Below are 19,901 nucleotides of genomic sequence, written 5' to 3' on the forward strand. Positions count from 1 at the left end.
GTCAGCCCCTCTCGTCGGCGTGCGGTCGGTCTCCAGTGTGACGGGTGGGCCGCAGGCGGATCTGCACGTCCCCGCCCAGCGGGGTCACCTCCCGCGGTTCCAGGGACAGCGCCGCGCCGATCGTGCTGATTCCCAGGTCCCCCACCAGGGAGGGACCCGCGCCCAGCAGCTTCGGCGCGAGGTGGACGACGGCCTCGTCGACCAGCCCGGCCCGGAGGAACGCCGCGGCCAGCGTCGGGCCGCCCTCGAGCAGCACCCGGCGGACGTCGCGGTCGAACAGCTCGGCCAGCAGCTCGGCGGGGCCGGCGGCGCGGCTGACGTGGGTGGGCGCGGCGCCGTCGAGGACGCGGGCGGTGGCCGGCAGCCGGCCGCGCCGGTCGTGCACCACCCGCAGCGGCTGGCGCGCGGCGTCGCGGCCGTCGGCGTCGCGGACGGTGAGCTGGGGGTCGTCGGCCAGCGCGGTGCCCGAGCCGACGACGACGGCGTCGCAGGTGGCGCGCAGCGCGTGCACGGCGGCGCGGGCGACCGGGCCGGTGATCCAGCGGCTGGTGCCGTCGGCGGCGGCGACCCGCCCGTCGAGGGTGGCGCCGACCTTCCAGACGACGAACGGCCGGTGCTCGCGGACGCCGGTGAGCCACGCGGCCAGCGCGCCCTCCTCGGCGGCCTCCTGCTCCACGCCCACCTCGACGTCGACCCCGGCGGCGCGCAGCCGCTCGGCCCCGCCGACGGCCAGCTGGGTGGGCTCGGGCACCGCGACGACGACCCGCGCCACCCCGGCGGCCAGCAGCGCGTCGGCGCACGGGCCGGTGCGGCCGGTGTGCGCGCACGGCTCGAGGGTGACGACGGCGGTGCCGCCGCGGGCCCGCTCGCCGGCCCGGCGCAGCGCGTGCACCTCGGCGTGCGGGCCGCCGGGCGGGGAGGTGGCGCCCTCCCCCACGACCGCGCCGTCGGCGTCGAGGACCACCGCCCCGACGGCGGGGTTGGGGCTGGTGGTGCCGAGGACGGAGAGCCCGAGCTCGCGCGCCCGGGCCATGGCGGCCTGTTCCTGCGGCGTCACCCGGCGGCCTGCGCGCGCAGGGCGGCGATGGCGCGGGCGGGGTCGTCGGCGCCGTAGACCGCGGAGCCGGCCACGAAGACGTCGGCGCCGGCCTCGGCGGCCTGCTCGATCGTGTCGGCGTTGATGCCGCCGTCGACCTCGACCAGCAGCCGCAGGTGCCCGGTGTCGACCAGCTCGCGGGCCCGGCGGACCTTGGGCAGGACCTCCGCCATGAACGCCTGGCCGCCGAACCCGGGCTCGACGGTCATGACGAGCAGGGTGTCGAAGTCGCGCAGGACGTCCTCGTAGCGCTCCAGCGGGGTGCCCGGCTTGATCGCCAGCCCGGCCAGCGCCCCGGCGGCGCGGATGTCGCGGGCGACGTCGCGGGGGTCGCCGGTGCAGGCCTCGGCGTGCACCGTGACGTTGCGGGCGCCCACCTCGGCGTAGCCGGGCGCCCAGCGCTCGGGCGCCTCGATCATCAGGTGGCAGTCCAGCGGGATCGGGCTCACCGCCTGGATGGCCTCGACCACCGGCCGGCCCAGGGTCAGGTTGGGCACGAAGTGGGCGTCCATGACGTCGACGTGCAGCCAGTCGGCGTCGGCGACGCGGGCCACCTCGTCGGCCAGCCGGGCGAAGTCCGCCGAGAGCAGGCTGGGGGCGATCATCGGGGTCCGGGCCACGGCGTCCGAGTCTAGGTGCGGGGTGATCACCCCCGGTCCGGCCGGGTAGGGCGACCGCATGGCACAGGTCGAGGCGACGGTCGACGTCCCGGTGGAGCCCGCGCTGGCGTTCGCCGTCTCGCAGACCACCGGGGTGACCCGCTACCGGTGGGACCCGTTCGTGCGCGAGCAGTCCCTGCTCGACGGCCGCACCCGGCCGGGCAGGGGCGTCCGGACGGCGACCCGGTCGCGGCACGGGCTGGCGATGGTCAGCGAGTACGTGTCCTACGTGCCGCCGTCGCACGTGGGCATGCGGATGGTGACCGGCCCGTGGTTCTTCGCCGTCTTCGCCGGCAGCTGGCGGTTCACCCCGCTGCCCGACGGCGGCACGCGCGCGGTGTGGCGCTACGTCTTCCGCTGCCGGCCGGCGTGGCTTGCGCCGGCCGCCGAGCGGATCGGCACGGCGCTGCTCGGCCGAGACATCCGGCGGCGGATCGCCGGCTTCGCCCGCGGGTGCGCCGACCCGGCCGTGCTGGCGGTCGCCCGCCGGGAGCTGGAGGAGGACGCCGCCGGCCGGTGAGCGGTCAGTCGCGGTCGGGCAGGGCCGTCCACTCGGCCCAGGACAGGTCGCGGCCCACGTAGCGGGGTGCGCGCAGCGGCCAGTCCTCGGCCAGCCAGCGCGGCACGAAGGCGTCGAGGGCGGCCTCGACGTCGGTGCCGACCAGGCGGTCGACCACCCACCAGGACACCTCGGCGTCGGCGTCCCCGGCCTTCTCCGGCGGGTCCACGTACACGCAGCCGAGCAACTCGGTCTCGTCCTCGTCGAGCAGCGCGTAGTTGAAGCTCTCGTGCGCCTCGATCTCGCGCTCGTGGCGGGCGAGGTCCTCGCGGTCCTGCTCCTCGGTCATGGTGGCCGGCGGCCAGCCCCACGCCTCGCCGTAGATGCTCCACAGCCGCTCGCGGGAGCCCATGACGGCGGGGTGGTCGATGGCGGTGTCGGCCGCGCGGATGGGGCGCAGGTGCTGCCCGGTGGGCAGGTCGGCGCGGGTGGGGTGGACGAAATCGTCGGGGAGCCACGGCACGGGCGGGCAGGCTAGGCGACTGCCGGCCGTCTGTGGGCAGGTGCACGCACGGCTGTTCCGCGGGCCCGTCGACCGCGCCCCGTGCACACGTCGCGGGAGCGGGTGACCGGCATCCGGACGGGGGTCACCTGGGCGGGTGCCCGACGGGGCGGTCTGGCCGGTTCGCGCCTACGGTCCGTGATCGTGCGCACCGCAGCGTCGCCCGACTCCCGACGTCCGACGTGGCCGTCGGGTGATCCGGTGACGGTCGGTCACGGCTCCCTCGTCCGGCCCGACGTCGACGTCGTGCGGCGGGCCCGCCGCTCGGCGTTCCTCCTGCCGGCCGTGGTGCTCGGTCTGGGCGTGCCGCGGATGGTGCTCACCGGCGAGTACGCGGGCCTGCACGGCGACCTGGCGTGGACCGTCCTGGTCACCGTCGCCGTGCTCACCGCCGTCGTCCCGCTGCTCGCGCCGCTGGTACCCGCGCTGGAGCGCCGCGCCGCCGACGCCGCCCGCGTGCACGTCGCGCTGCACGCGCACACCGACCCGGGACCGTGGCTGCGGGAGCGGGCCGACCTCGCGGCCCGGCGGCTCGTCCGGCTGCACTGGGTGGGCCGGCTCATGCCGGTGCTCCCGATCGTGCTGCTGGTGCAGGCCGACTGGGACCGGCCGGGCGCGACGCCGGCCGCCGTCGTGGTGGTCGCCGGCTACGCCGCGCTGCAGTCCTGGCACCGTCGGCAGACGCTGGCCGCGGCCCGCTGGGTGGCCGACCCGGCCGGACCGTGGCGGGACGCCCCGCCGACGCCGTGGTGGGAGCCGTGGCTGGGCGGGCGCCGCATGCTCGCGCTGGCCGGGCTGTACACGGTCACCGTCGTCGTGGTCGTGCTCGCGACCAGCGGCTGACCCCGCTGCAGGCCCGCCCGGGGTTCAGCGGGTGCGGCGCAGCAGGGCCATGAACATCGCGTCGGTGCCGTGGCGGTGCGGCCACAGCTGCCCGTACGGCCCGCGCTCGATCCCGGGCACCTCGCCGAACAGCGGCGCCACCGGCAGCACCTCGACGTCGTCCCGCGCGGCCGCGGCGTCGGCGACGGCGACGGTCTCGGCGGCGTGCGGCGAGCAGGTCACGTAGGCGACGACGCCTCCGGGGCGCACCGAGGACAGCGCGCTGTCGAGCAGCGCCGTCTGCAGCTCCACCAGGGGGCCGACGTCCTCGGGCGTGCGCCGCCACCGCACCTCCGGCCGGCGGCGGAGCGCGCCCAGCCCGGTGCACGGCGCGTCGAGCAGCACCCGGTCGAAGGAGCCCGGCGCCCACGGCGGCTCGCGACCGTCGGCGACGAGCACCTCGACGTCGTCCTCCCCGGACAGCGCGCCGCGGACGAGCTCGGCGCGGTGCGGCGCCCGGTCGGCGGCGGTCAGGTGCACCCCGGCCGGGCGGACGGCGGCCAGCAGCCCGGCCTTGCCGCCGGGACCGGCGCAGACGTCGAGCCAGCGCTGGTCGGGGCCCTCGAGCGGCGCGCGGGCGAGCAGCAGTGCGGCGAGCTGGCTGCCCTCGTCCTGCACCGCGGCCGTGCCGGCGCGCACGGACGGCAGCCGGCCGGGGTCTCCCCCGCCCAGGCGCACGGCATACGGCGACCACGGCCCCGGGGTCCCGCCGGACTCCTCGGCCAGCGCCGCGCGGTCCACGTGCCGGGCGACCAGGTGCACCTCGGGTGCGGCGTCGTCGGCCAGCAGGGCGGGCTCCAGCTCCTCCTCGGCGCCGAGCGCGTCCCGCCAGGCCGACACGATCCACTCGGGGTGGTCGGTGGCCAGCGCCAGCCGGCGGTCGCCGTCGGCGCCGAGCTGCTCGAGCCAGGCGGCCCGGTCCCCGCCCGTGGCCACCTTGCGCAGGACGGCGTTGACGAGCCCCGAGGCGCCGGTGCCGACGATCGCGCGGGTGAGGTCGACGGTGGTGGCGACGGCGGCGTGCGCGGGCACCCGCAGGTCGAGCACCTGGTAGGCGCCCAGGCGCAGCAGGTCGAGGACGCGTCGGTCGAGGTCGGCCAGGGGGCGGTCGACCAGCCGACTGAGCACCGCGTCGAGCGTGCCCTGCGCGCGCAGCGCCCCGTAGGCCAGCTGGGTGGCGAAGGCGGCGTCGCGGGGGTCGAGGTGGCGCTCGCGCAGCAGCTGCGGCAGCAGGAGGTTGGCGTAGGCCTCGCGCGCGGAGACGCCGTCGAGGACGTCGTAGGCGGTCAGCCGGGCGCCGTCCAGCGGCGCCCGCTTCGGCCGCCGCTGGGGCGGCCTCTTGGGGGGCCGGGTCACGTGCCGAACCGCTCGCCGTGCGCCGGGCGGGCGCCGCGGGCCCAGTCGGCGGCCGGCAGCATCCGCTTGCCGGCCGGCTGCACCTCGCCCAGCCGGACCGAGCCCCGCCCGGTGCCGACGACGACCCCGCTCGGGCCCACCGACACCTCGCCGGGCTCCAGCGCCGACGCCGTCGGCAGCGGCTCGACCGGGCCGACGCGCAGCCGGTCGCCGCGCCAGGTGGTCCACGCGCCCGGCGCCGGGGTCACGCCGCGCACCCGCCGGTCGACGACGTGCGACGGCAGCGCCCAGTCGACCCGCGCGTCGGCGGTCTCGATGCGCGGCGCGAGGCTCACGCCCTCGGCCGGCTGCGGCCGGGGGTCGAGCGTGCCGGCGGCGATGCCGTCGAGGGTGGCCACCAGCAGCCGGGCGCCGCTGACGGCGAGGCGGCCCAGCAGGTCGCCGGCGGTGTCGCGCGGGCCGATCGGCTCGGTCACCACGCCGAAGACCGGCCCGGTGTCCAGGCCCTGCTCGAGCCTGAAGGTGCAGGCGCCGGTGACCTCGTCACCGGCCATGAGGGCGTGCTGCACCGGAGCGGCGCCGCGCCAGGCCGGCAGCAGCGAGAAGTGCAGGTTGACCCAGCCGTGCACGGGCAGGTCGAGCGCGGCCGGCGGGACCAGCGCGCCGTAGGCCACCACGGGCGCGCAGTCGACGGCGAGGTCGGCGAGCTGCGCCAGGAACTCCGGCTCGCGCGGCGAGCGGGGCTGCAGCACCGACAGGCCGGCGGCGTCGGCGCGCTCGGCCACCGGGGAGCGGCTCGTCTTCCGGCCGCGGCCGGAGCGGGCGTCGGGCCGGGTGAGGACGGCGACGACCTCGTGGTCGGAGGCCAGCAGCGCCTCCAGCGAGGGGACGGCGGCCTCGGGGGTGCCGGCGAACAGGAGCCTCAGTGGGGGCTCACCTCCACGCGCGGGACCCAGGCCTGCATGCCCCTCCACTCGGCCTCGGCGAGTTCGGCCAGCGCGGCGGCGCGCGCCTCGGGGTCGAGCCGGTCGACGAACACCACGCCGTCGAGGTGGTCGACCTCGTGCTGCACCGCGCGGGCGAGCAGGTGCGAGCCCTCCACCCGGACGGGGTCGCCGTGCTGGTTCCAGCCGGTGGCGACCACGTGCAGGTGGCGGCGGCAGTCGAAGCGGTAGCCGGGGATGGACAGGCAGCCCTCGGGCGCCTCCTCGGTCTCCTCGCCGACCAGGTCCACCGACGGGTTGACCAGGTGGCCCACCTCGCCGTCGACGTACCAGGTGAACACCCGCAGCCCGACGCCGATCTGGGGCGCGGCCAGCCCGGCGCCGCCGGCGGCGTGCATCGTCTCGGTCAGGTCGGCGACCAGGCCGCGCAGCTCGGCGTCGAAGTCGACGACGGGCGCCGCGGGCCGGTGCAGGACGGGATCGCCCAGCAGCCGGATCGGGGTGACGCTCACCGGTCGATCGTAGGTGAGCGGCAGAAATGGCCATCTCTGCCGCCCGCCGCGCGGCTCAGACGAGGTCGAGGGGGTCGAGCTGCACCCGCACGTGCTCGGGGACCTTCCGCGCGCTGCGCACTCCCTGCACCTCGGCGAGCGCGGTGGCCAGCGCCAGGCCCTCGCCGCGCGGCACCCGCACGAGGAAGCGCTCGCGCTCCCCCTCCTGCCCCGGCCGCGGCGGCTCGGGCACGGGGCCGAGCAGGTCTGCCGTGGCGGGGAACCGGGCGGCGGCGAGGAAGTCCGCCAGCGCCGCCGGCGACCCCGACAGCGACGCCATCCGGGTGGCCGGCGGGAAGCCGAGCTCGCGGCGGTCGGCGAGCTCGCGCTCGGCCAGCCAGCCCGGGTCCCAGCGGACCAGCGCCTGGACGACGGGGTGCGCGGCGTCGGCGGCGACGACGACCGAACCGTGCGGACGCACCAGCGTGGCGGCGTTCATCCAGCGGCGCAGGGTCTCCTCCCCCGCCCGCAGGTCGGCGCGCCCGAGCAGCGCCCACGAGTCGAGCAGCAGCGCCGCGCCGTAGCCGCCCTCGGCCACCGGCTCCGCGCCCGGGGTGGCCACGACCAGCGACGGCCCGCCCGGCACCGACGGCAGCACGCCCGAGCCACGGCCCGACACCCGCACCGCCGCGCCGGGGAAGGCCCGGCCCAGCTCCTCGGCGGTCCGCGAGGCACCGACCACGGAGGCGCGCAGCTTCGTGCCGTGGCAGTGCGGGCAGTCGAAGGTGGCCGCCGGCCGGGCACACCAGCGGCAGGCCGGCACCCGCGAGCCGCCCGGACCGGGAGCCGGCGCGATGCCCAGCGGTCCCGAGCAGACGGCGCAGCGGGCCGGTGCGCGGCAGCGGTCGCAGGACAGCCCCGGCGCGTAGCCGGCGCGCGGCACCTGAACCAGCACCGGCGCCCCCTCCGCCAGGGCCGCCCGGGCCACGCGGTGGGCGAGGCTGGGCAGTCGCGCGGTGCGGGCGGCCGGGTCGCGGGCGAGCTCGTGGTCCTCACCGAGGGCCTGCACCCGCGGCGCGACCGCGCGGAGGGTGGCGCGCTCGGCGGCCAGCTCGTGCGCCCAGCCGCTCTGCACCAGCAGTTCGGCCTCCGCCGTCCGCGCGGTGGCCGCGACGACGGCGGCGCAGGAGACCAGGTGCGCGCGGTGCACGAGCACGTCGCGGGCGTGCGCGTACGGGGCGCGCGGCTCGGCGTGCAGGTCGTCACCGTCGTCCCAGACGGCCACCAGGCCGAGGTCGGCGACCGGCGCGAACGCCGCGGCGCGCGTGCCGAGCACGACCCTCGCGCTCCCGCGGGCGGCGTCGAGGAAGCGGCGGTAGCGGGCGTCAGGAGCGGCGTCGGCGCGCAGCACGACGAAGGAGCCCTTCGGCAGGCGGGCGGTGGCCGCGGCCTCCAGCCGGTCGAGGTCACGGCCGTCGGGCACGACGACGAGCGCGCCGCGGCCGCCCGACAGCGCCGCCTGGCACAGCTCGGCCAGCCGCGCGGGCCAGTCCTCCCCCGGCAGCGCCGTCCACACCGCACGGGCCGGCCGGCCCTCGGCGACGGCGGCCAGCAGCGCCGGGCCGGTCGGGTACCGGGCGAAGCCGGCCGGGTCCGGCGCCGCGGGCGGCGGGGGCGGCTCGGGGGCCGGGCGCTTCTCCGCGGCCGCGCGCCGGGGCGGGACGGCCAGCCGCAGCACGTCGGTGAGCGTGCCGCCCCAGCGCTGGGCCACCGAGCGGGCCAGCGCGGCGACCTCCGGGGTGAGCACCGGCTCGCCGGAGACCAGCTTGGCCAGCGGCGCGAGCTTGCGGTCGGTCTCGCTGGTGTCGGCCAGCTCGAGGACGAAGCCGTCGACGAGCTGCCCGGCGAAGCGCACCCGCACCCGGCAGCCGGCGCGGACCTCACCGGCCATGTCGTCGGGGACCGCGTAGTCGAAGGGACGGTCGAGGTGCGCCAGGGGCACGTCGACGACGACCCGGGCGACCCGCGGGGTGCGGGTGCCCGGGTCGGCGGGTGCGTCGGTCTCGGCGGCCGAGGTCAGCGGGGTCTCCGATCGGGCGTGGGTCCGCCCGTCAGTCTCGTCGCGGGGTACGACGTCCTCAGGCCCCCACGGCCGAGCGCAGCGCCTCGACGCGGTCGGTGCGCTCCCACGGCAGCTCGACGTCGGTGCGGCCGAAGTGGCCGTAGGCGGCGGTCGGCCCGTAGATCGGCCGCAGCAGGTCCAGGTCGCGCACGATGGCTCCCGGGCGCAGGTCGAACACCGTGGTGACCGCCTTCTCCAGGACGTCGTCGGCGACCGTGCCGGTGCCGTGGGTGTCGACGAACAGGCCGACCGGGTGCGCGGCGCCGATGGCATAGGCCACCTGCACCTCGCAGCGGCGGGCCAGGCCCGCGGCCACCACGTTCTTGGCCACCCAGCGCATCGCGTAGGCGCCCGAGCGGTCGACCTTCGACGGGTCCTTGCCGGAGAACGCGCCGCCGCCGTGGCGGGCCATGCCGCCGTAGGTGTCGACGATGATCTTGCGGCCGGTCAGCCCGGCGTCGCCCATGGGGCCGCCGATGACGAACTTGCCGGTCGGGTTGACCAGCAGCCGGTAGCCGTCGGTGGGCAGGCCGAGGGCCTGCAGCTCGGGCTCGACGACGAGCTCCTGCACGTCGGGCGTGAGCAGCTGCTCGATCGAGATGTCCTCGGCGTGCTGCGAGGAGACCACGACGGTGTCGACGCCGACCGGGCGGTCGTCCTCGTAGACGACCGTGACCTGGGTCTTGCCGTCGGGCCGCAGGTAGGGCACCGAGCCGTCCTTGCGCACCGCCGACAGCCGGCGCGAGAGCCGGTGGGCCAGCGCGATGGGCAGCGGCATGAGCTCGGGGGTCTCGTCGGTGGCGTAGCCGAACATCAGGCCCTGGTCGCCGGCGCCCTGGCGCTCGATCTCGTCGTCGGCGGTGCCGGTGGTGCGCGCCTCGTAGGCGGTGTCGACCCCCTGGGCGATGTCGGGCGACTGCGCGCCGATGGAGACGCTGACGCCGCAGGAGGCGCCGTCGAAGCCCTTGCGGGAGGAGTCGTAGCCGATCCGCAGCACGGTCTTGCGGACGATGTCGGCGATGTCGACGTAGCCGGCGGTGGTGACCTCACCGGCGATGTGCACCTGGCCGGTGGTGATGAGCGTCTCGACGGCGACGCGGCTGCGCGGGTCCTGGCGGAGCATCTCGTCGAGGATCGCGTCGCTGATCTGGTCGGCGATCTTGTCCGGGTGGCCCTCGGTCACCGACTCGGACGTGAAGAGGCGGCGTGGCACTCGGTTCTCCCTGCTTCGGTGACGAGGTCGGGGCGCGGTGGGGCCGCGCCGCCTGAGCACCGTACCGGCGTCCCGGGTGCGGATGCGCCGTCGGTCACCCGAGGCGAGGGAGCACGGCCTGCCAGACGGCCGCGGCGACGGCGTCCTTGGTGCCGTGCGGCACCTCGGTGGCGGTGCCGTCGGCGGCGAGGACGACGGCGGCGTTGTCCGGGCGCCCGAACACGCCACCGCCGGAGACGTCGTTGACGACGAGCAGGTCGCAGCCCTTGCGGGCCAGCTTGGCGCGGGCGTGGGCCAGCACGTCGGCGTCGGCGTCACCGGTCTCGGCGGCGAAGCCGACCACGAGCTGGCCGGACGGGCGCTTGGTGACCAGCTCGGCGAGCACGTCGGGGTTGCGCACCAGCGGCACGCTGTCGGGCTCGCTCGCGCTGTCCTTCTTGAGCTTGGTGGTGGCGACCGACTCCGGCCGGAAGTCGGCGACCGCGGCGGTCATGACGACGACGTCGGCGTCCGGCGCCTCGGCCAGCATGGCGGTGCGCAGCTCCTCCGCCGTCCCCACGGGGACCACCCGGACGCCGAAGGGCGCCGGCTGGTCGACGTTGGCCGCGACGAGGGTGACCTCGGCGCCGCGGGCGGCGGCGACGCGGGCGAGCGCCCAGCCCTGCTTGCCCGAGGAGCGGTTGCCCAGGTAGCGGACCGGGTCCAGCGGCTCGCGGGTGCCGCCGGCGCTGACCACCACGCGGCGGCCGTCGAGGTCGGCGCGCAGCACGTCGGCGCCCGCGGCGAGGACCACCCGGGCGAGCGCGGCGACGTCGGCGGGCTCCGGCAGCCGGCCGGGGCCGGAGTCGGGGCCGGTCAGCCGCCCGACGGCCGGCGGCAGGACCAGCGAGCCGCGGCGGCGGAGCGTGGCGACGTTGTCCTGGGTGGCCGGGTGCAGCCACATCTCGGTGTGCATGGCCGGCACGAAGACGACCGGGCAGTGCGCGGTGAGCAGCGTGGCGGTGAGCAGGTCGTCGGCCCGCCCGGCGGCGGCGCGGGCGAGCAGGTCGGCGGTGGCCGGGGCGACGACGACGAGGTCGGCGGTCTGCCCGATCCGCACGTGGGCGACCTCGGGGACGTGCGACCACACGTCGGTGGTCACCGGGTTGCCGCTCAGCGCCTCGAAGGTGGCCGCGCCGACGAAGTGCAGCGCCGACTCGGTGGGCACCACGCGGACCTCGTGCCCCGCCTCGGTCAGCGCCCGCAGCAGCAGCGCCGCCTTGTACGCGGCCACGCCGCCGCCCACGCCCAGCACGATCCGGCTCATGCCGACCATCCTCCCGCAGACGCGACGACGCCCCCGGTACCGAGTACCGGGGGCGTCACTCTGTAAGGACCCCGTCCTCCCCACCCTTCGCAAGCTCAGGGCGGGACCCGGGACGGGGCCTAGTTCTCGCCGGCGGTGTGGGTCAGCAGACCCTCGTTGATCTCGCGCAGCGCGATCGAGAGGGGCTTCTCCTGCGGAGCGGTGTCGACCAGCGGGCCGACGTACTCCAGCAGGCCCTCGGAGAGCTGGCTGTAGTAGGCGTTGATCTGCCGCGCGCGCTTGGCGGCGAAGATCACCAGGCCGTACTTGCTGCTCGTGCGCTCGAGCAGCTCGTCGATCGGCGGGTTGGTGATGCCCTCGGGAGAGGGTGCGACTCCGGACACGGGCGCGTGTACTCCTCGGCTGGTCAGGTGGGAGTGAGGGGCCTCGACGGCCGGTCACTCGGAGGCGCCGACGGACCTCTCGGACGACGGCGCAGCTAGCAAGGATACCAACTCGTCGGCGGCCCTCGCGACGTCGTCGTTGACCACCACGACGTCGAACTCGCCGGAGGCGTCCAGCTCGGCCTGTGCGATCCGCAGCCGGCGCTCCTGCACGGCCGGCGGCTCGCTCCCCCGGCCGGCCAGCCGGCTCTTCAGCTCGGCCCAGGACGGCGGGGCGAGGAACACCAGCTGCGCCTCCGGGGCCCGGGCGCGCACCTGGCGGGCGCCCTGCAGCTCGATCTCCAGCAGCGCCGGCGCCCCGGCCGCGAGGCGCTCGCGGACCGGGGCCGCCGGTGTGCCGTAGCGGTTGCCCGCGTACTCGGCCCACTCGAGCAGGCCGTCCTCGGCGACCAGCCGGTCGAACTCGTCGTCGGTGAGGAAGTGGTAGTGCACCCCGTCGACCTCGCCCGGGCGCTGCCGTCGGGTGGTCACCGACACCGACACCCACACGTCGGGGTGGCGGCGGCGGACCTCGGCGACGACGGTGCCCTTGCCGACCCCCGAGGGACCGGAGAGCACCGTGAGGCGCGCCTGGGAGGGGGCCGGCTGGGCTGTGGGCAACGCGTGGGTCCTCGTGGTGCTCGTGTCGGACGGGTGGTGCGGCGGGGACCTCAGGCCGTCGAGTCGGCGGGCACCTGGTCGGCGACCACCGCCTCGCCGCCGAACTCCGCCTCCAGCGCCCGGCGCTGGTTGGCGCCGAGGCCGCGCACCCGGCGGGTCGGGGAGATCTCGAGCCGCTCCATGATCTTCGCAGCCCGCGCCTTGCCGACGCCCGGCAGGGACTCCAGGACCGCGGAGACGCGCATCTTGCCGATGACCTCGTCGGTCTCGCCCTGCTTGAGGACGTCACCGACCGTGGCGCCCTTGCTCTTGAGCCGCTCGCGGAGCTCGGCGCGCGCCTTGCGGGCGGCGGCGGCCTTCTCGAGGGCGGCCGCGCGTTGTTCCGGGGAGAGGTCGGGGAGGGGCATGGTGCGTCCCATCGTGTCGTTGCCGGGGATCTGGCACCCGGCGGGTGCGTGCGGTGTCGTCGGCCGGAGCCCGCGGTCTGGGCCCCCGCGGTCAACCTAGTAACCCCGAATGCGCAGGTCACGCGCGGTGCGCGCGACCAATTCGATCTCCCGGCGCCCGCCGGTGACGCACTGTGGAGCCCCCGCGTGACCGTCCGTCAACACCGCAGGTCAGGAAGTATACGAAACGCATTCGTTCCGGCTGGACCAGGGCAGACGACATCGGCGCGACACGCCGGGGTCACCGGGGGCCGGAGGCTCAGGCGGCGCGGCGGCCCGACCGGCACCCCAGGGCCCAGCCGCCGACGGCGGCCAGCACGAGCGCACCGGCCACCAGCAGGCCGGCACCCACGAGGTGACCGCGGGCCCACAGGACCTCGACGCCGTCGGAGGTGAGCGTGAGCGTGCTGTCGTAGGCCTCGGTGAGCGGCGAGTAGCTCCCCCCGTACGTGACCGTGGGCGGACGGGTGTTGGTCCACCAGAAGACGGCGACCCCGGCGGCCGCGAGGGCCGTACCCAGCACCGCGACCGCCCACGGCAGCGCGCGCCTCACCGCGCCAGCTCGTCGGCCCAGCGGGCGGCCGCGGCGCGCAGCGCGGCCGGGTCCGGGCCGGCGGCGAGCACGTCGCGGGAGACGGTCGGGACGACGGCGCGGCCGGCGCCGAACAGCCGCCGCAGGTCCGCCGGCGTCCCGCCCTGCGCGCCCAGCCCCGGCGCCAGCACGGGGCCGCCGAGCCCGTCGAGGTCGACGTCGAGGTCGCGCAGCGTGGCCCCCACGACCACGCCGAAGCTGCCGGTGGTCGCGCCCCAGCGGCTGCCGAGGTCCTGCACCGCGCCGAGGTCGGGCAGCGGGTCACCGACCACCCAGCCGGGCGTGTTCCACCCGCGCACGGTGTCCACGACGACCTGCGCCACCGACCGCTCCCCCACCGCGGCCGACTGCAGCGTGGCGGCGTCGGGGTTGGACGTGCGGGCGAGCACGAACAGCCCGCCGCCGGCCAGGCGCGCGGTGTCCACGGCCGGCTGCAGCGAGCCCGGGCCGAGGTAGGGGCTCACCGTCAGCGCGTCGACGGCGCACGGGTGGCCGGGGCGCAGCACGTCGGCGTAGGCGTCCATCGTGGAGCCGATGTCGCCGCGCTTGGCGTCGAGCAGCACCAGCGCCCCGGCCGCGCGGGCCCGGGCGACGGCGTCCTCCAACACGGCCAGCCCGCGCGAGCCGTGCCGCTCGAAGAACGCCGACTGCGGCTTGAGGACGGCGACGTCCCCGGCGAGGGCGTCCACCACGGTGTCGGTGAACCGGCGCAGCCCGTCGACGTCGTCGGCCAGGCCCCAGCGCTCCAGCAGCGGCGCGTGCGGGTCGATGCCCACGCACAGCGGCCCGCGGGCTGCGACGGCGTCGGCCAGGCGGTGTCCGAAGGGAGCCGGCCCGAACGACGCGGTCACCGGGCCACCGACCGCGGCAGGGTGTCGCCGAGGGCGGCGACGCAGTCGCGGGCGAGGAAGGGGTCGGCGAAGGCCCCCGAGGCCGACTGCACGGCGTCGGCGCCGGCCTCGTACAGCGCCGCGAACGAGGCGACGTCGGTGACCCCGCCCATCGCCAGCACGTCGAAGCGGTGCCCGCCGGCCTCCCGCAGCGCGACGAGTCGGCGGGTCAGGTCGAGCGCCGCGGACCGGGCCGCCGCGCCGGACAGGCCGGCCAGCGCCCGCCCGGGGAAGGTCGGCTCGCCGTCGCTGCGCACCACCCGGCTCTGCAGGGTGTTGATGCCCGCGATCCCGTCGACCAGCGGCGCCAGCCGGGGCACCAGGGCGGCCAGCGCCGGCCCGTCGAGCCAGGACAGCTTGGCGACCACGCCGGTGCGGTCGTCGAGGGCGCGGCGCACCCCCTCGACGACGGCGAGCGTGGCGTCGGCGTCCAGGCACAGCGGCGGCTTGACGCCGTCCGCGGAGGAGCTGAGCGTGTTCGGGCAGGACAGGTTGAGCTCCACGACGGCGGCGCCGGCCTCCTGCGCCATGCCCGCCACCCGGGCGAAGTCGTCGACCAGGGCGGTCCCGTCGCCGGAGCCCATCACGCTGACCAGCAGCAGCTGGTCGTCGTCGACGGCGGCCAGCGACCGCTCGAGGTCGGGCATCCACTCCTCCGGCGCCGGCGACGGGACGCCGAAGGAGTTCACCGTGCTGACGCCGGGGTCGCCGGGCACGGTCCAGTCCCACGGGTCGGACACCACCGCCTCACCGGCCGGCCGGGGCGCGAACGTCCAGTTCGGCTGCACGTTCGGCTCGTGGGCGCGACTGCGGACGGTCTTGTAGGTGAGCACGCTGAAGCCGTTGCGGGCGTGGAAGCGCACCCACTCCTCGCCGCCGTTCAACACGCAGGCCGGCACGCCCAGCGGGAAGCCGACGTCGCGGCCGAGCACCCGCCAGCGCCGGTTCCCGGCCCGCGGCCGCTCGGCCAGCCGCGGCCCGACCGGGGTGGTCAGGTTGTCCCGGTAGGAGCCGAGCACGTCGTAGGACGGCGTCCGCACCCCGTGCGCGGCGAGCAGGCCGCCCTGCCCGGCGAAGTAGGCGACCCGGGTGAGCAGCGGCAGGTCGTGCTCCCCCGCCTCCCCGGCCGCCAGCCGGGCGGTGAGGTCCCGCGCCGCCGACCGCAGGGCGTCGAGCTCGGCGGCCGGCGGCGTCGCGAACCGGGTGACCCCGGCGAGGAACGCCGCCGGCAGCCCGTCGAGCAGCCCCCGGGCGGCCAGGTCGTCGCGGACCCGCGCCACCACGTTCACGGACGGGGGGTGAGCACCGCGTGGACCTCCTGCAGGCTGCGCACGCCCAGCCCGCCGCGGCGCAGCGCCTCGATGCCCTGCACCGCCGCGGCCATGCCCTGCACCGTGGTGATGCACGGGATGCCGGCGCTGACCGCCGCGGTGCGGATCTCGTAGCCGTCCAGCCGCGGCCCGCTGTTGCCCGGCGACCCGAACGGCGTGTTGACGACGATGTCGACGTCGCCGGCCAGGATCCGCTCGACGCAGTTGCCCGGACCCTCGCTGTACTTGCCCACGACCTCGCAGTCGACGCCGTTGCGGCGCAGCACCTGCGCGGTGCCGACGGTGGCCAGCACGCGGAAGCCGAGGTCGGCCAGCCGCTTGACCGGGAACACCGCGGCCCGCTTGTCCCGGTTGGCCAGCGACACGAACACCGTGCCGTCGGTGGGCAGCGAGCCGTAGGCGGCGGCCTGCGACTTCGCGAACGCCGTGCCGAAGCCGTCGTCGAGGCCCATGACCTCGCCGGTGGACTTCATCTCCGGCGACAGGACGGTGTCCACGCCGTGGCCGTCGACGGTGCGGAACCGGTGGAAGGGCAGCACCGCCTCCTTGACCGCGATCGGCGCGTCCTCGGGCAGGTCGGTGCCGTCGCCGGTGGCCGGCAGCACCCCGGCGGCGCGCAGGTCGGCGACCGTCTCCCCCACCGCGATCCGGGCCGCGGCCTTGGCCAGCTGCACCGCCGTCGCCTTGGACACGAACGGCACCGTGCGGCTGGCCCGCGGGTTGGCCTCGAGCACGTACAGGACGTCGTCCTTGAGCGCGTACTGCACGTTCATCAGGCCGCGGACGCCGATGCGGGCGGCCAGCGCCTCGGTGGCGGTGCGGATCTGCGCGAGGTCGGAGGAGCCCAGCGTGATCGGCGGCAGCGCGCACGCGGAGTCGCCGGAGTGGATGCCGGCCTCCTCGATGTGCTCCATGACGCCGCCGAGGTAGAGCTCGGTGCCGTCGTAGAGCGCGTCGACGTCGATCTCGACGGCGTCCTCCAGGAACCGGTCGACCAGCACCGGGTGCTCGGGGCTGACGTCGGTGGCCTTGGCGATGTAGGCCTCGAGCGTGGCGTCGTCGTAGACGATCTCCATGCCGCGCCCGCCGAGCACGTAGGACGGCCGCACCAGCACCGGGTAGCCGATCTCCGCGGCGATCGCGCGGGCCTCGGCGAACGTCGTCGCGGTGCCGTGCTTCGGGGCCAGCAGGCCGGCGTCGGCGAGCACCCGGGAGAACGCCCCGCGGTCCTCGGCGTCGTCGATGGCCTCCGGCGAGGTGCCCAGCACCGGCACCCCGGCGTCCTTGAGCCGCTGCGCCAGGCCCAGCGGCGTCTGCCCGCCGAGGGTGCAGATGACCCCGGCCACGGGCCCCGCGGCGCGCTCGGCCTCGACCACCTCGAGGACGTCCTCGAAGGTCAGCGGCTCGAAGTACAGCCGGTCGGCGGTGTCGTAGTCGGTGGAGACGGTCTCGGGGTTGCAGTTGACCATCACGGCCTCGTAGCCGGCGTCCTGCAGCGCCATCACCGCGTGCACGCAGGAGTAGTCGAACTCGATGCCCTGCCCGATCCGGTTGGGCCCCGAGCCGAGGATCAGCACGGCCGGCTTCTCGCGCGGCTCCACCTCGGTCTCCTCGTCGTAGGACGAGTAGTGGTACGGCGTGCGGGCGGCGAACTCCGCGGCGCAGGTGTCCACCGTCTTGAACACCGGGCGGACGCCGAGCCGGTGGCGCAGCAGCCGGACGCCGTCCTCCCCCGACAGCTCCGGGCGCAGCGACGCGATCTGCCGGTCGGACAGGCCGTGCCGCTTGGCCCGCCGCAGCACCGCGGCGGTGAGCGCCGGGGCGTCGCGGACCTCCGCGCCGACCTCGCCGACGAGCGCGATCTGGTCGACGAACCACGGGTCGAAGCCGCTGGCCTCGGCCACCTGCTCGACGGTCGCGCCGGCCCGCAGCGCCGCCTCGGCCACGTACAGCCGGCCGTCGACCGGCGTGCGCAGCGCCTCGAGCAGCTCCTCGGCGCTCGACCCGTCCTCCGGGCCGGTCCAGAAGCCCGCCACCTTGGTCTCCGTGGACCGCATCGCCTTGCCCAGCGCCTCGGGGAAGTTGCGGCCCATCGCCATGACCTCGCCGACGCTCTTCATCGTCGTGGTCAGCCGCGGGTCGGCACCGGGGAACTTCTCGAAGGCGAACCGCGGGATCTTGACGACGACGTAGTCCAGCGCCGGCTCGAAGCTCGCCGGGGTGACTCCGGTGATGTCGTTGGTGATCTCGTCGAGGGTGTAGCCGATGGCGAGCTTCGCGGCGATCTTGGCGATCGGGAAGCCGGTGGCCTTCGACGCCAGCGCCGACGACCGCGACACCCGCGGGTTCATCTCGATGACGACCAGGCGCCCGTCGGCCGGGTTGACGGCGAACTGGATGTTGCACCCGCCGGTGTCGACGCCGACCTCTCGCAGCACCGCGATGCCGACGTCGCGCATCCGCTGGTACTCGCGGTCGGTGAGCGTCATCGCCGGGGCGACGGTGACCGAGTCGCCGGTGTGCACGCCCATCGCGTCGACGTTCTCGATCGAGCAGATGACGACCACGTTGTCGCTGCGGTCGCGCATGAGCTCGAGCTCGTACTCCTTCCAGCCGAGCACCGACTCCTCGATGAGGACGGTGTGCACGGGCGAGTCGGCCAGGCCGGCCGACGCCATCCGCCGCAGCATCGCCTCGTCGGTGGCGAAGCCCGAGCCCAGCCCGCCCATCGTGAAGCTGGGCCGGATGACGACGGGGTAGCCGACCTCCTCGGCCGTCTCCAGGGCCTCCTCGACGGTCGAGCACACCCGCGAGCGCGGGGCGTCGGCGCCGATGGACCGCACGATGTCCTTGAACATCTGCCGGTCCTCGCCGCGGTTGATCGCGTCGACGTCGGCCCCGATGAGCCGGACCCCGTACCGCTCCAGCGTGCCGTTCTCGTACAGGCCGATCGCGATGTTGAGCGCGGTCTGCCCGCCGAGGGTGGCCAGCAGCGCGTCCGGGCGCTCCTTGGCGATGACCCGCTCGACGAACTCCGGCGTCAGCGGCTCGATGTAGGTGGCGTCGGCGACCTCGGGGTCGGTCATGATCGTCGCCGGGTTGCTGTTGACCAGGCTCACCCGCAGCCCCTCGGCGCGCAGCACGCGGCAGGCCTGCGTGCCGGAGTAGTCGAACTCGGCGGCCTGCCCGATGAGGATCGGCCCGGAGCCGATGACCAGGACGTGCGAGATGTCGGTGCGCTTGGGCATCAGGCCTGCTCCCCCGTGCTGTTCTCCACCGTGGTGGGCGGACTGACGCGGTCGCCGCCCGACCGGACGGACACCATGAGGTCGACGAAGCGGCCGAACAAAGGCGCCGCGTCGTGCGGTCCGGCGGCGGACTCCGGGTGGAACTGCACGCTGAACGCCGGGGCGTCGAGCAGCCGCAGCCCCTCGACGACGTCGTCGTTGAGGCCGACGTGGCTGACCTCGACCCGGCCGTACGGGGTGTCGGTGGGGCGGTCCAGCGGCGCGTCGACGGCGAACCCGTGGTTGTGGCTGGTCACCCGCACGGTGCCGCTGACCCGGTCGAGCACCGGCTGGTTGAGGCCGCGGTGCCCGAAGCGCAGCTTGTAGGTGCCCAGGCCCAGCGCCCGGCCGAGGATCTGGTTGCCGAAGCAGATGCCGAACAGCGGCCGGCCGGCGTCGAGCACGCCCCGGACGGCCGCCACCGCGTAGTCGGCCGCGGCCGGGTCGCCCGGACCGTTGGACAGGAAGACGCCGTCAGGGCCGTGCTCCAGCAGGTCGGCGGCGGTCGCCGTCGAGGGCAGCACGTGCGTCTCGACGCCGAGCTCGGCGAGGTGCCGCGGGGTCGCGGTCTTGATGCCGAGGTCGAGCGCGGCGATGGTGAACCGCCTCTCCCCCACCGCCGGGACGACGTAGGGCTCGCGGGTGCTCACCTGCGGCGCGAGGTCGGCGCCGACCATGCCCTCGGCGGCGCGGACGCGGGCGAGCAGGGCGTCGGCGTCGGTGTCGACGCTGCTGATCCCCGCGCGCATCGCGCCGCGCTCGCGCAGGTGGCGGGTCAGCGCGCGGGTGTCGATGCCGCTGATCCCGACGACGCCCTGCGCGGAGAGCTCGTCGTCGAGGCTGCCGGTGGCCCGCCAGTTGGCCGGGCGGCGGGCGGGGTCGCGGACGACGAAGCCGGCCACCCACATGCGGGCGCTCTCGTCGTCCTCGCCGTTGACGCCGGTGTTGCCCACGTGCGGCGCCGTCATGGTGACGATCTGGCCGGCGTAGCTCGGGTCGGTCAGCGTCTCCTGGTAGCCGGTCATCCCGGTGGCGAACACCGCCTCGCCGACCGTCGTCCCGACCTTGCCGTAGGCCTCGCCGCGGAACGTCCTGCCGTCCTCGAGCACGAGGATCGCCTCGGTCACTCTGCACTCCGTTCGGCTCCGCGGTCGCTCCGCTCCTCGCTCGCAGACCTCGCTG

The 19,901-nt window shown here is 76.3% G+C and carries 19 protein-coding genes; 2 read left to right on the plus strand and 17 right to left on the minus strand.

From position 1 onward, the window contains the following. Position 1: 1 nt before the first annotated feature. Together ribD and rpe are read right to left on the minus strand one after the other, a co-directional pair. A complete protein-coding gene (gene ribD, locus FN207_RS09275; protein ID WP_246065930.1) occupies positions 2-1,057 on the minus strand; it encodes a bifunctional diaminohydroxyphosphoribosylaminopyrimidine deaminase/5-amino-6-(5-phosphoribosylamino)uracil reductase RibD in 1,056 nt (351 codons plus the stop codon). Beyond that, positions 1,054-1,716: a ribulose-phosphate 3-epimerase gene (gene rpe / locus FN207_RS09280; protein ID WP_246065932.1), complete on the minus strand. Its 663-nt coding sequence runs from the start codon at positions 1,714-1,716 to the stop codon at positions 1,054-1,056. Before rpe ends, ribD begins: the two co-directional genes overlap by 4 nt. Positions 1,717-1,774: 58 nt before the next feature. On the opposite strand from rpe, the gene FN207_RS09285 reads away from it, so the two are divergent. After that, positions 1,775-2,275 carry a type II toxin-antitoxin system RatA family toxin gene (locus FN207_RS09285; RefSeq protein WP_142458242.1) on the plus strand — a complete coding sequence of 167 codons (501 nt, stop codon included), beginning with the start codon at positions 1,775-1,777 and terminating at the stop codon, positions 2,273-2,275. 4 nt (positions 2,276-2,279) lie between these two features. Here the strand turns inward: FN207_RS09285 and FN207_RS09290 are convergent, their stop codons facing one another. Then, positions 2,280-2,777 carry a GNAT family N-acetyltransferase gene (locus FN207_RS09290; protein ID WP_142458243.1) on the minus strand — a complete coding sequence of 166 codons (498 nt, stop codon included), beginning with the start codon at positions 2,775-2,777 and terminating at the stop codon, positions 2,280-2,282. Positions 2,778-3,017: 240 nt separating this feature from the next. Between FN207_RS09290 and FN207_RS09295 the strand changes: the two genes are divergently transcribed. Beyond that, a complete protein-coding gene (locus tag FN207_RS09295; RefSeq protein ID WP_142458244.1) occupies positions 3,018-3,659 on the plus strand; it encodes a hypothetical protein in 642 nt (213 codons plus the stop codon). 24 nt (positions 3,660-3,683) lie between these two features. Here FN207_RS09295 and FN207_RS09300 read toward each other — a convergent pair whose 3' ends face one another. The 14 genes from FN207_RS09300 to carA all read right to left on the minus strand — a co-directional run bounded on the left by FN207_RS09300 (position 3,684) and on the right by carA (position 19,846). Beyond that, positions 3,684-5,054: an RsmB/NOP family class I SAM-dependent RNA methyltransferase gene (locus FN207_RS09300; RefSeq protein WP_142458245.1), complete on the minus strand. Its 1,371-nt coding sequence runs from the start codon at positions 5,052-5,054 to the stop codon at positions 3,684-3,686. Then, positions 5,051-6,028 carry a methionyl-tRNA formyltransferase gene (fmt, locus tag FN207_RS09305; RefSeq protein ID WP_246065933.1) on the minus strand — a complete coding sequence of 326 codons (978 nt, stop codon included), beginning with the start codon at positions 6,026-6,028 and terminating at the stop codon, positions 5,051-5,053. Before fmt ends, FN207_RS09300 begins: the two co-directional genes overlap by 4 nt. After that, positions 5,977-6,510, minus strand: coding sequence for a peptide deformylase (gene def, locus FN207_RS09310; protein WP_142458246.1), 534 nt, complete (start codon positions 6,508-6,510; stop codon positions 5,977-5,979). Before def ends, fmt begins: the two co-directional genes overlap by 52 nt. A 55-nt stretch (positions 6,511-6,565) precedes the next feature. Further along, the gene (locus tag FN207_RS09315; RefSeq protein ID WP_185938287.1) at positions 6,566-8,569 is read right to left on the minus strand and encodes a primosomal protein N'; all 2,004 of its coding nucleotides are present in this window, start codon (positions 8,567-8,569) and stop codon (positions 6,566-6,568) included. A gap of 58 nt (positions 8,570-8,627) precedes the next feature. Then, entirely contained in the window at positions 8,628-9,824 is a 1,197-nt protein-coding gene (metK, locus tag FN207_RS09320) for a methionine adenosyltransferase (protein WP_142458247.1), read from the minus strand. A gap of 94 nt (positions 9,825-9,918) precedes the next feature. Continuing rightward, positions 9,919-11,130, minus strand: a complete 1,212-nt coding sequence (coaBC, locus tag FN207_RS09325) for a bifunctional phosphopantothenoylcysteine decarboxylase/phosphopantothenate--cysteine ligase CoaBC (RefSeq protein ID WP_142458248.1) — start codon at positions 11,128-11,130, stop codon at positions 9,919-9,921. Between the two features lie 119 nt (positions 11,131-11,249). Next, the gene (rpoZ, locus tag FN207_RS09330; RefSeq protein WP_093579838.1) at positions 11,250-11,513 is read right to left on the minus strand and encodes a DNA-directed RNA polymerase subunit omega; all 264 of its coding nucleotides are present in this window, start codon (positions 11,511-11,513) and stop codon (positions 11,250-11,252) included. A gap of 54 nt (positions 11,514-11,567) precedes the next feature. Continuing rightward, on the minus strand, positions 11,568-12,173 hold the full coding sequence (gmk, locus tag FN207_RS09335) for a guanylate kinase (protein WP_142458249.1): 606 nt from the start codon (positions 12,171-12,173) through the stop codon (positions 11,568-11,570). 50 nt (positions 12,174-12,223) lie between these two features. Then, complete coding sequence (mihF, locus tag FN207_RS09340) at positions 12,224-12,580, minus strand: integration host factor, actinobacterial type (RefSeq protein ID WP_142458250.1); 357 nt, start codon at positions 12,578-12,580, stop codon at positions 12,224-12,226. Positions 12,581-12,878: 298 nt separating this feature from the next. Continuing rightward, a complete protein-coding gene (locus tag FN207_RS09345; RefSeq protein WP_142458251.1) occupies positions 12,879-13,172 on the minus strand; it encodes a hypothetical protein in 294 nt (97 codons plus the stop codon). Then, positions 13,169-14,062 (minus strand): orotidine-5'-phosphate decarboxylase, encoded by an 894-nt coding sequence (gene pyrF, locus FN207_RS09350; protein WP_142458252.1) that lies wholly within the window; start codon positions 14,060-14,062, stop codon positions 13,169-13,171. Before pyrF ends, FN207_RS09345 begins: the two co-directional genes overlap by 4 nt. After that, entirely contained in the window at positions 14,059-15,390 is a 1,332-nt protein-coding gene (locus FN207_RS09355; protein ID WP_246065935.1) for a beta/alpha barrel domain-containing protein, read from the minus strand. Before FN207_RS09355 ends, pyrF begins: the two co-directional genes overlap by 4 nt. Beyond that, positions 15,387-18,680 carry a carbamoyl-phosphate synthase large subunit gene (gene carB, locus FN207_RS09360; RefSeq protein ID WP_142458253.1) on the minus strand — a complete coding sequence of 1,098 codons (3,294 nt, stop codon included), beginning with the start codon at positions 18,678-18,680 and terminating at the stop codon, positions 15,387-15,389. The genes FN207_RS09355 and carB overlap by 4 nt, the downstream gene beginning before the upstream one ends. Then, the gene (gene carA, locus FN207_RS09365) at positions 18,680-19,846 is read right to left on the minus strand and encodes a glutamine-hydrolyzing carbamoyl-phosphate synthase small subunit (RefSeq protein ID WP_142458254.1); all 1,167 of its coding nucleotides are present in this window, start codon (positions 19,844-19,846) and stop codon (positions 18,680-18,682) included. Before carA ends, carB begins: the two co-directional genes overlap by 1 nt. Between the last annotated feature and the right edge of the window lie 55 nt (positions 19,847-19,901).

The organism is Geodermatophilus aquaeductus, assembly GCF_900182545.1.
Taxonomy (GTDB): Bacteria; Actinomycetota; Actinomycetes; order Mycobacteriales; family Geodermatophilaceae; genus Geodermatophilus; species Geodermatophilus aquaeductus.

Excerpts from the sequence above, each read along its gene's own strand:
- FN207_RS09285 (WP_142458242.1), top strand. The coding sequence starts at position 1,775 with ATGGCACAGGTCGAGGCGACGGTCGACGTCCCGGTGGAGCCCGCGCTG.
- coaBC (WP_142458248.1), bottom strand. The coding sequence starts at position 11,130 with ATGAGCCGGATCGTGCTGGGCGTGGGCGGCGGCGTGGCCGCGTACAAG.
- mihF (WP_142458250.1), bottom strand. The coding sequence starts at position 12,580 with ATGCCCCTCCCCGACCTCTCCCCGGAACAACGCGCGGCCGCCCTCGAG.
- carB (WP_142458253.1), bottom strand. The coding sequence starts at position 18,680 with ATGCCCAAGCGCACCGACATCTCGCACGTCCTGGTCATCGGCTCCGGG.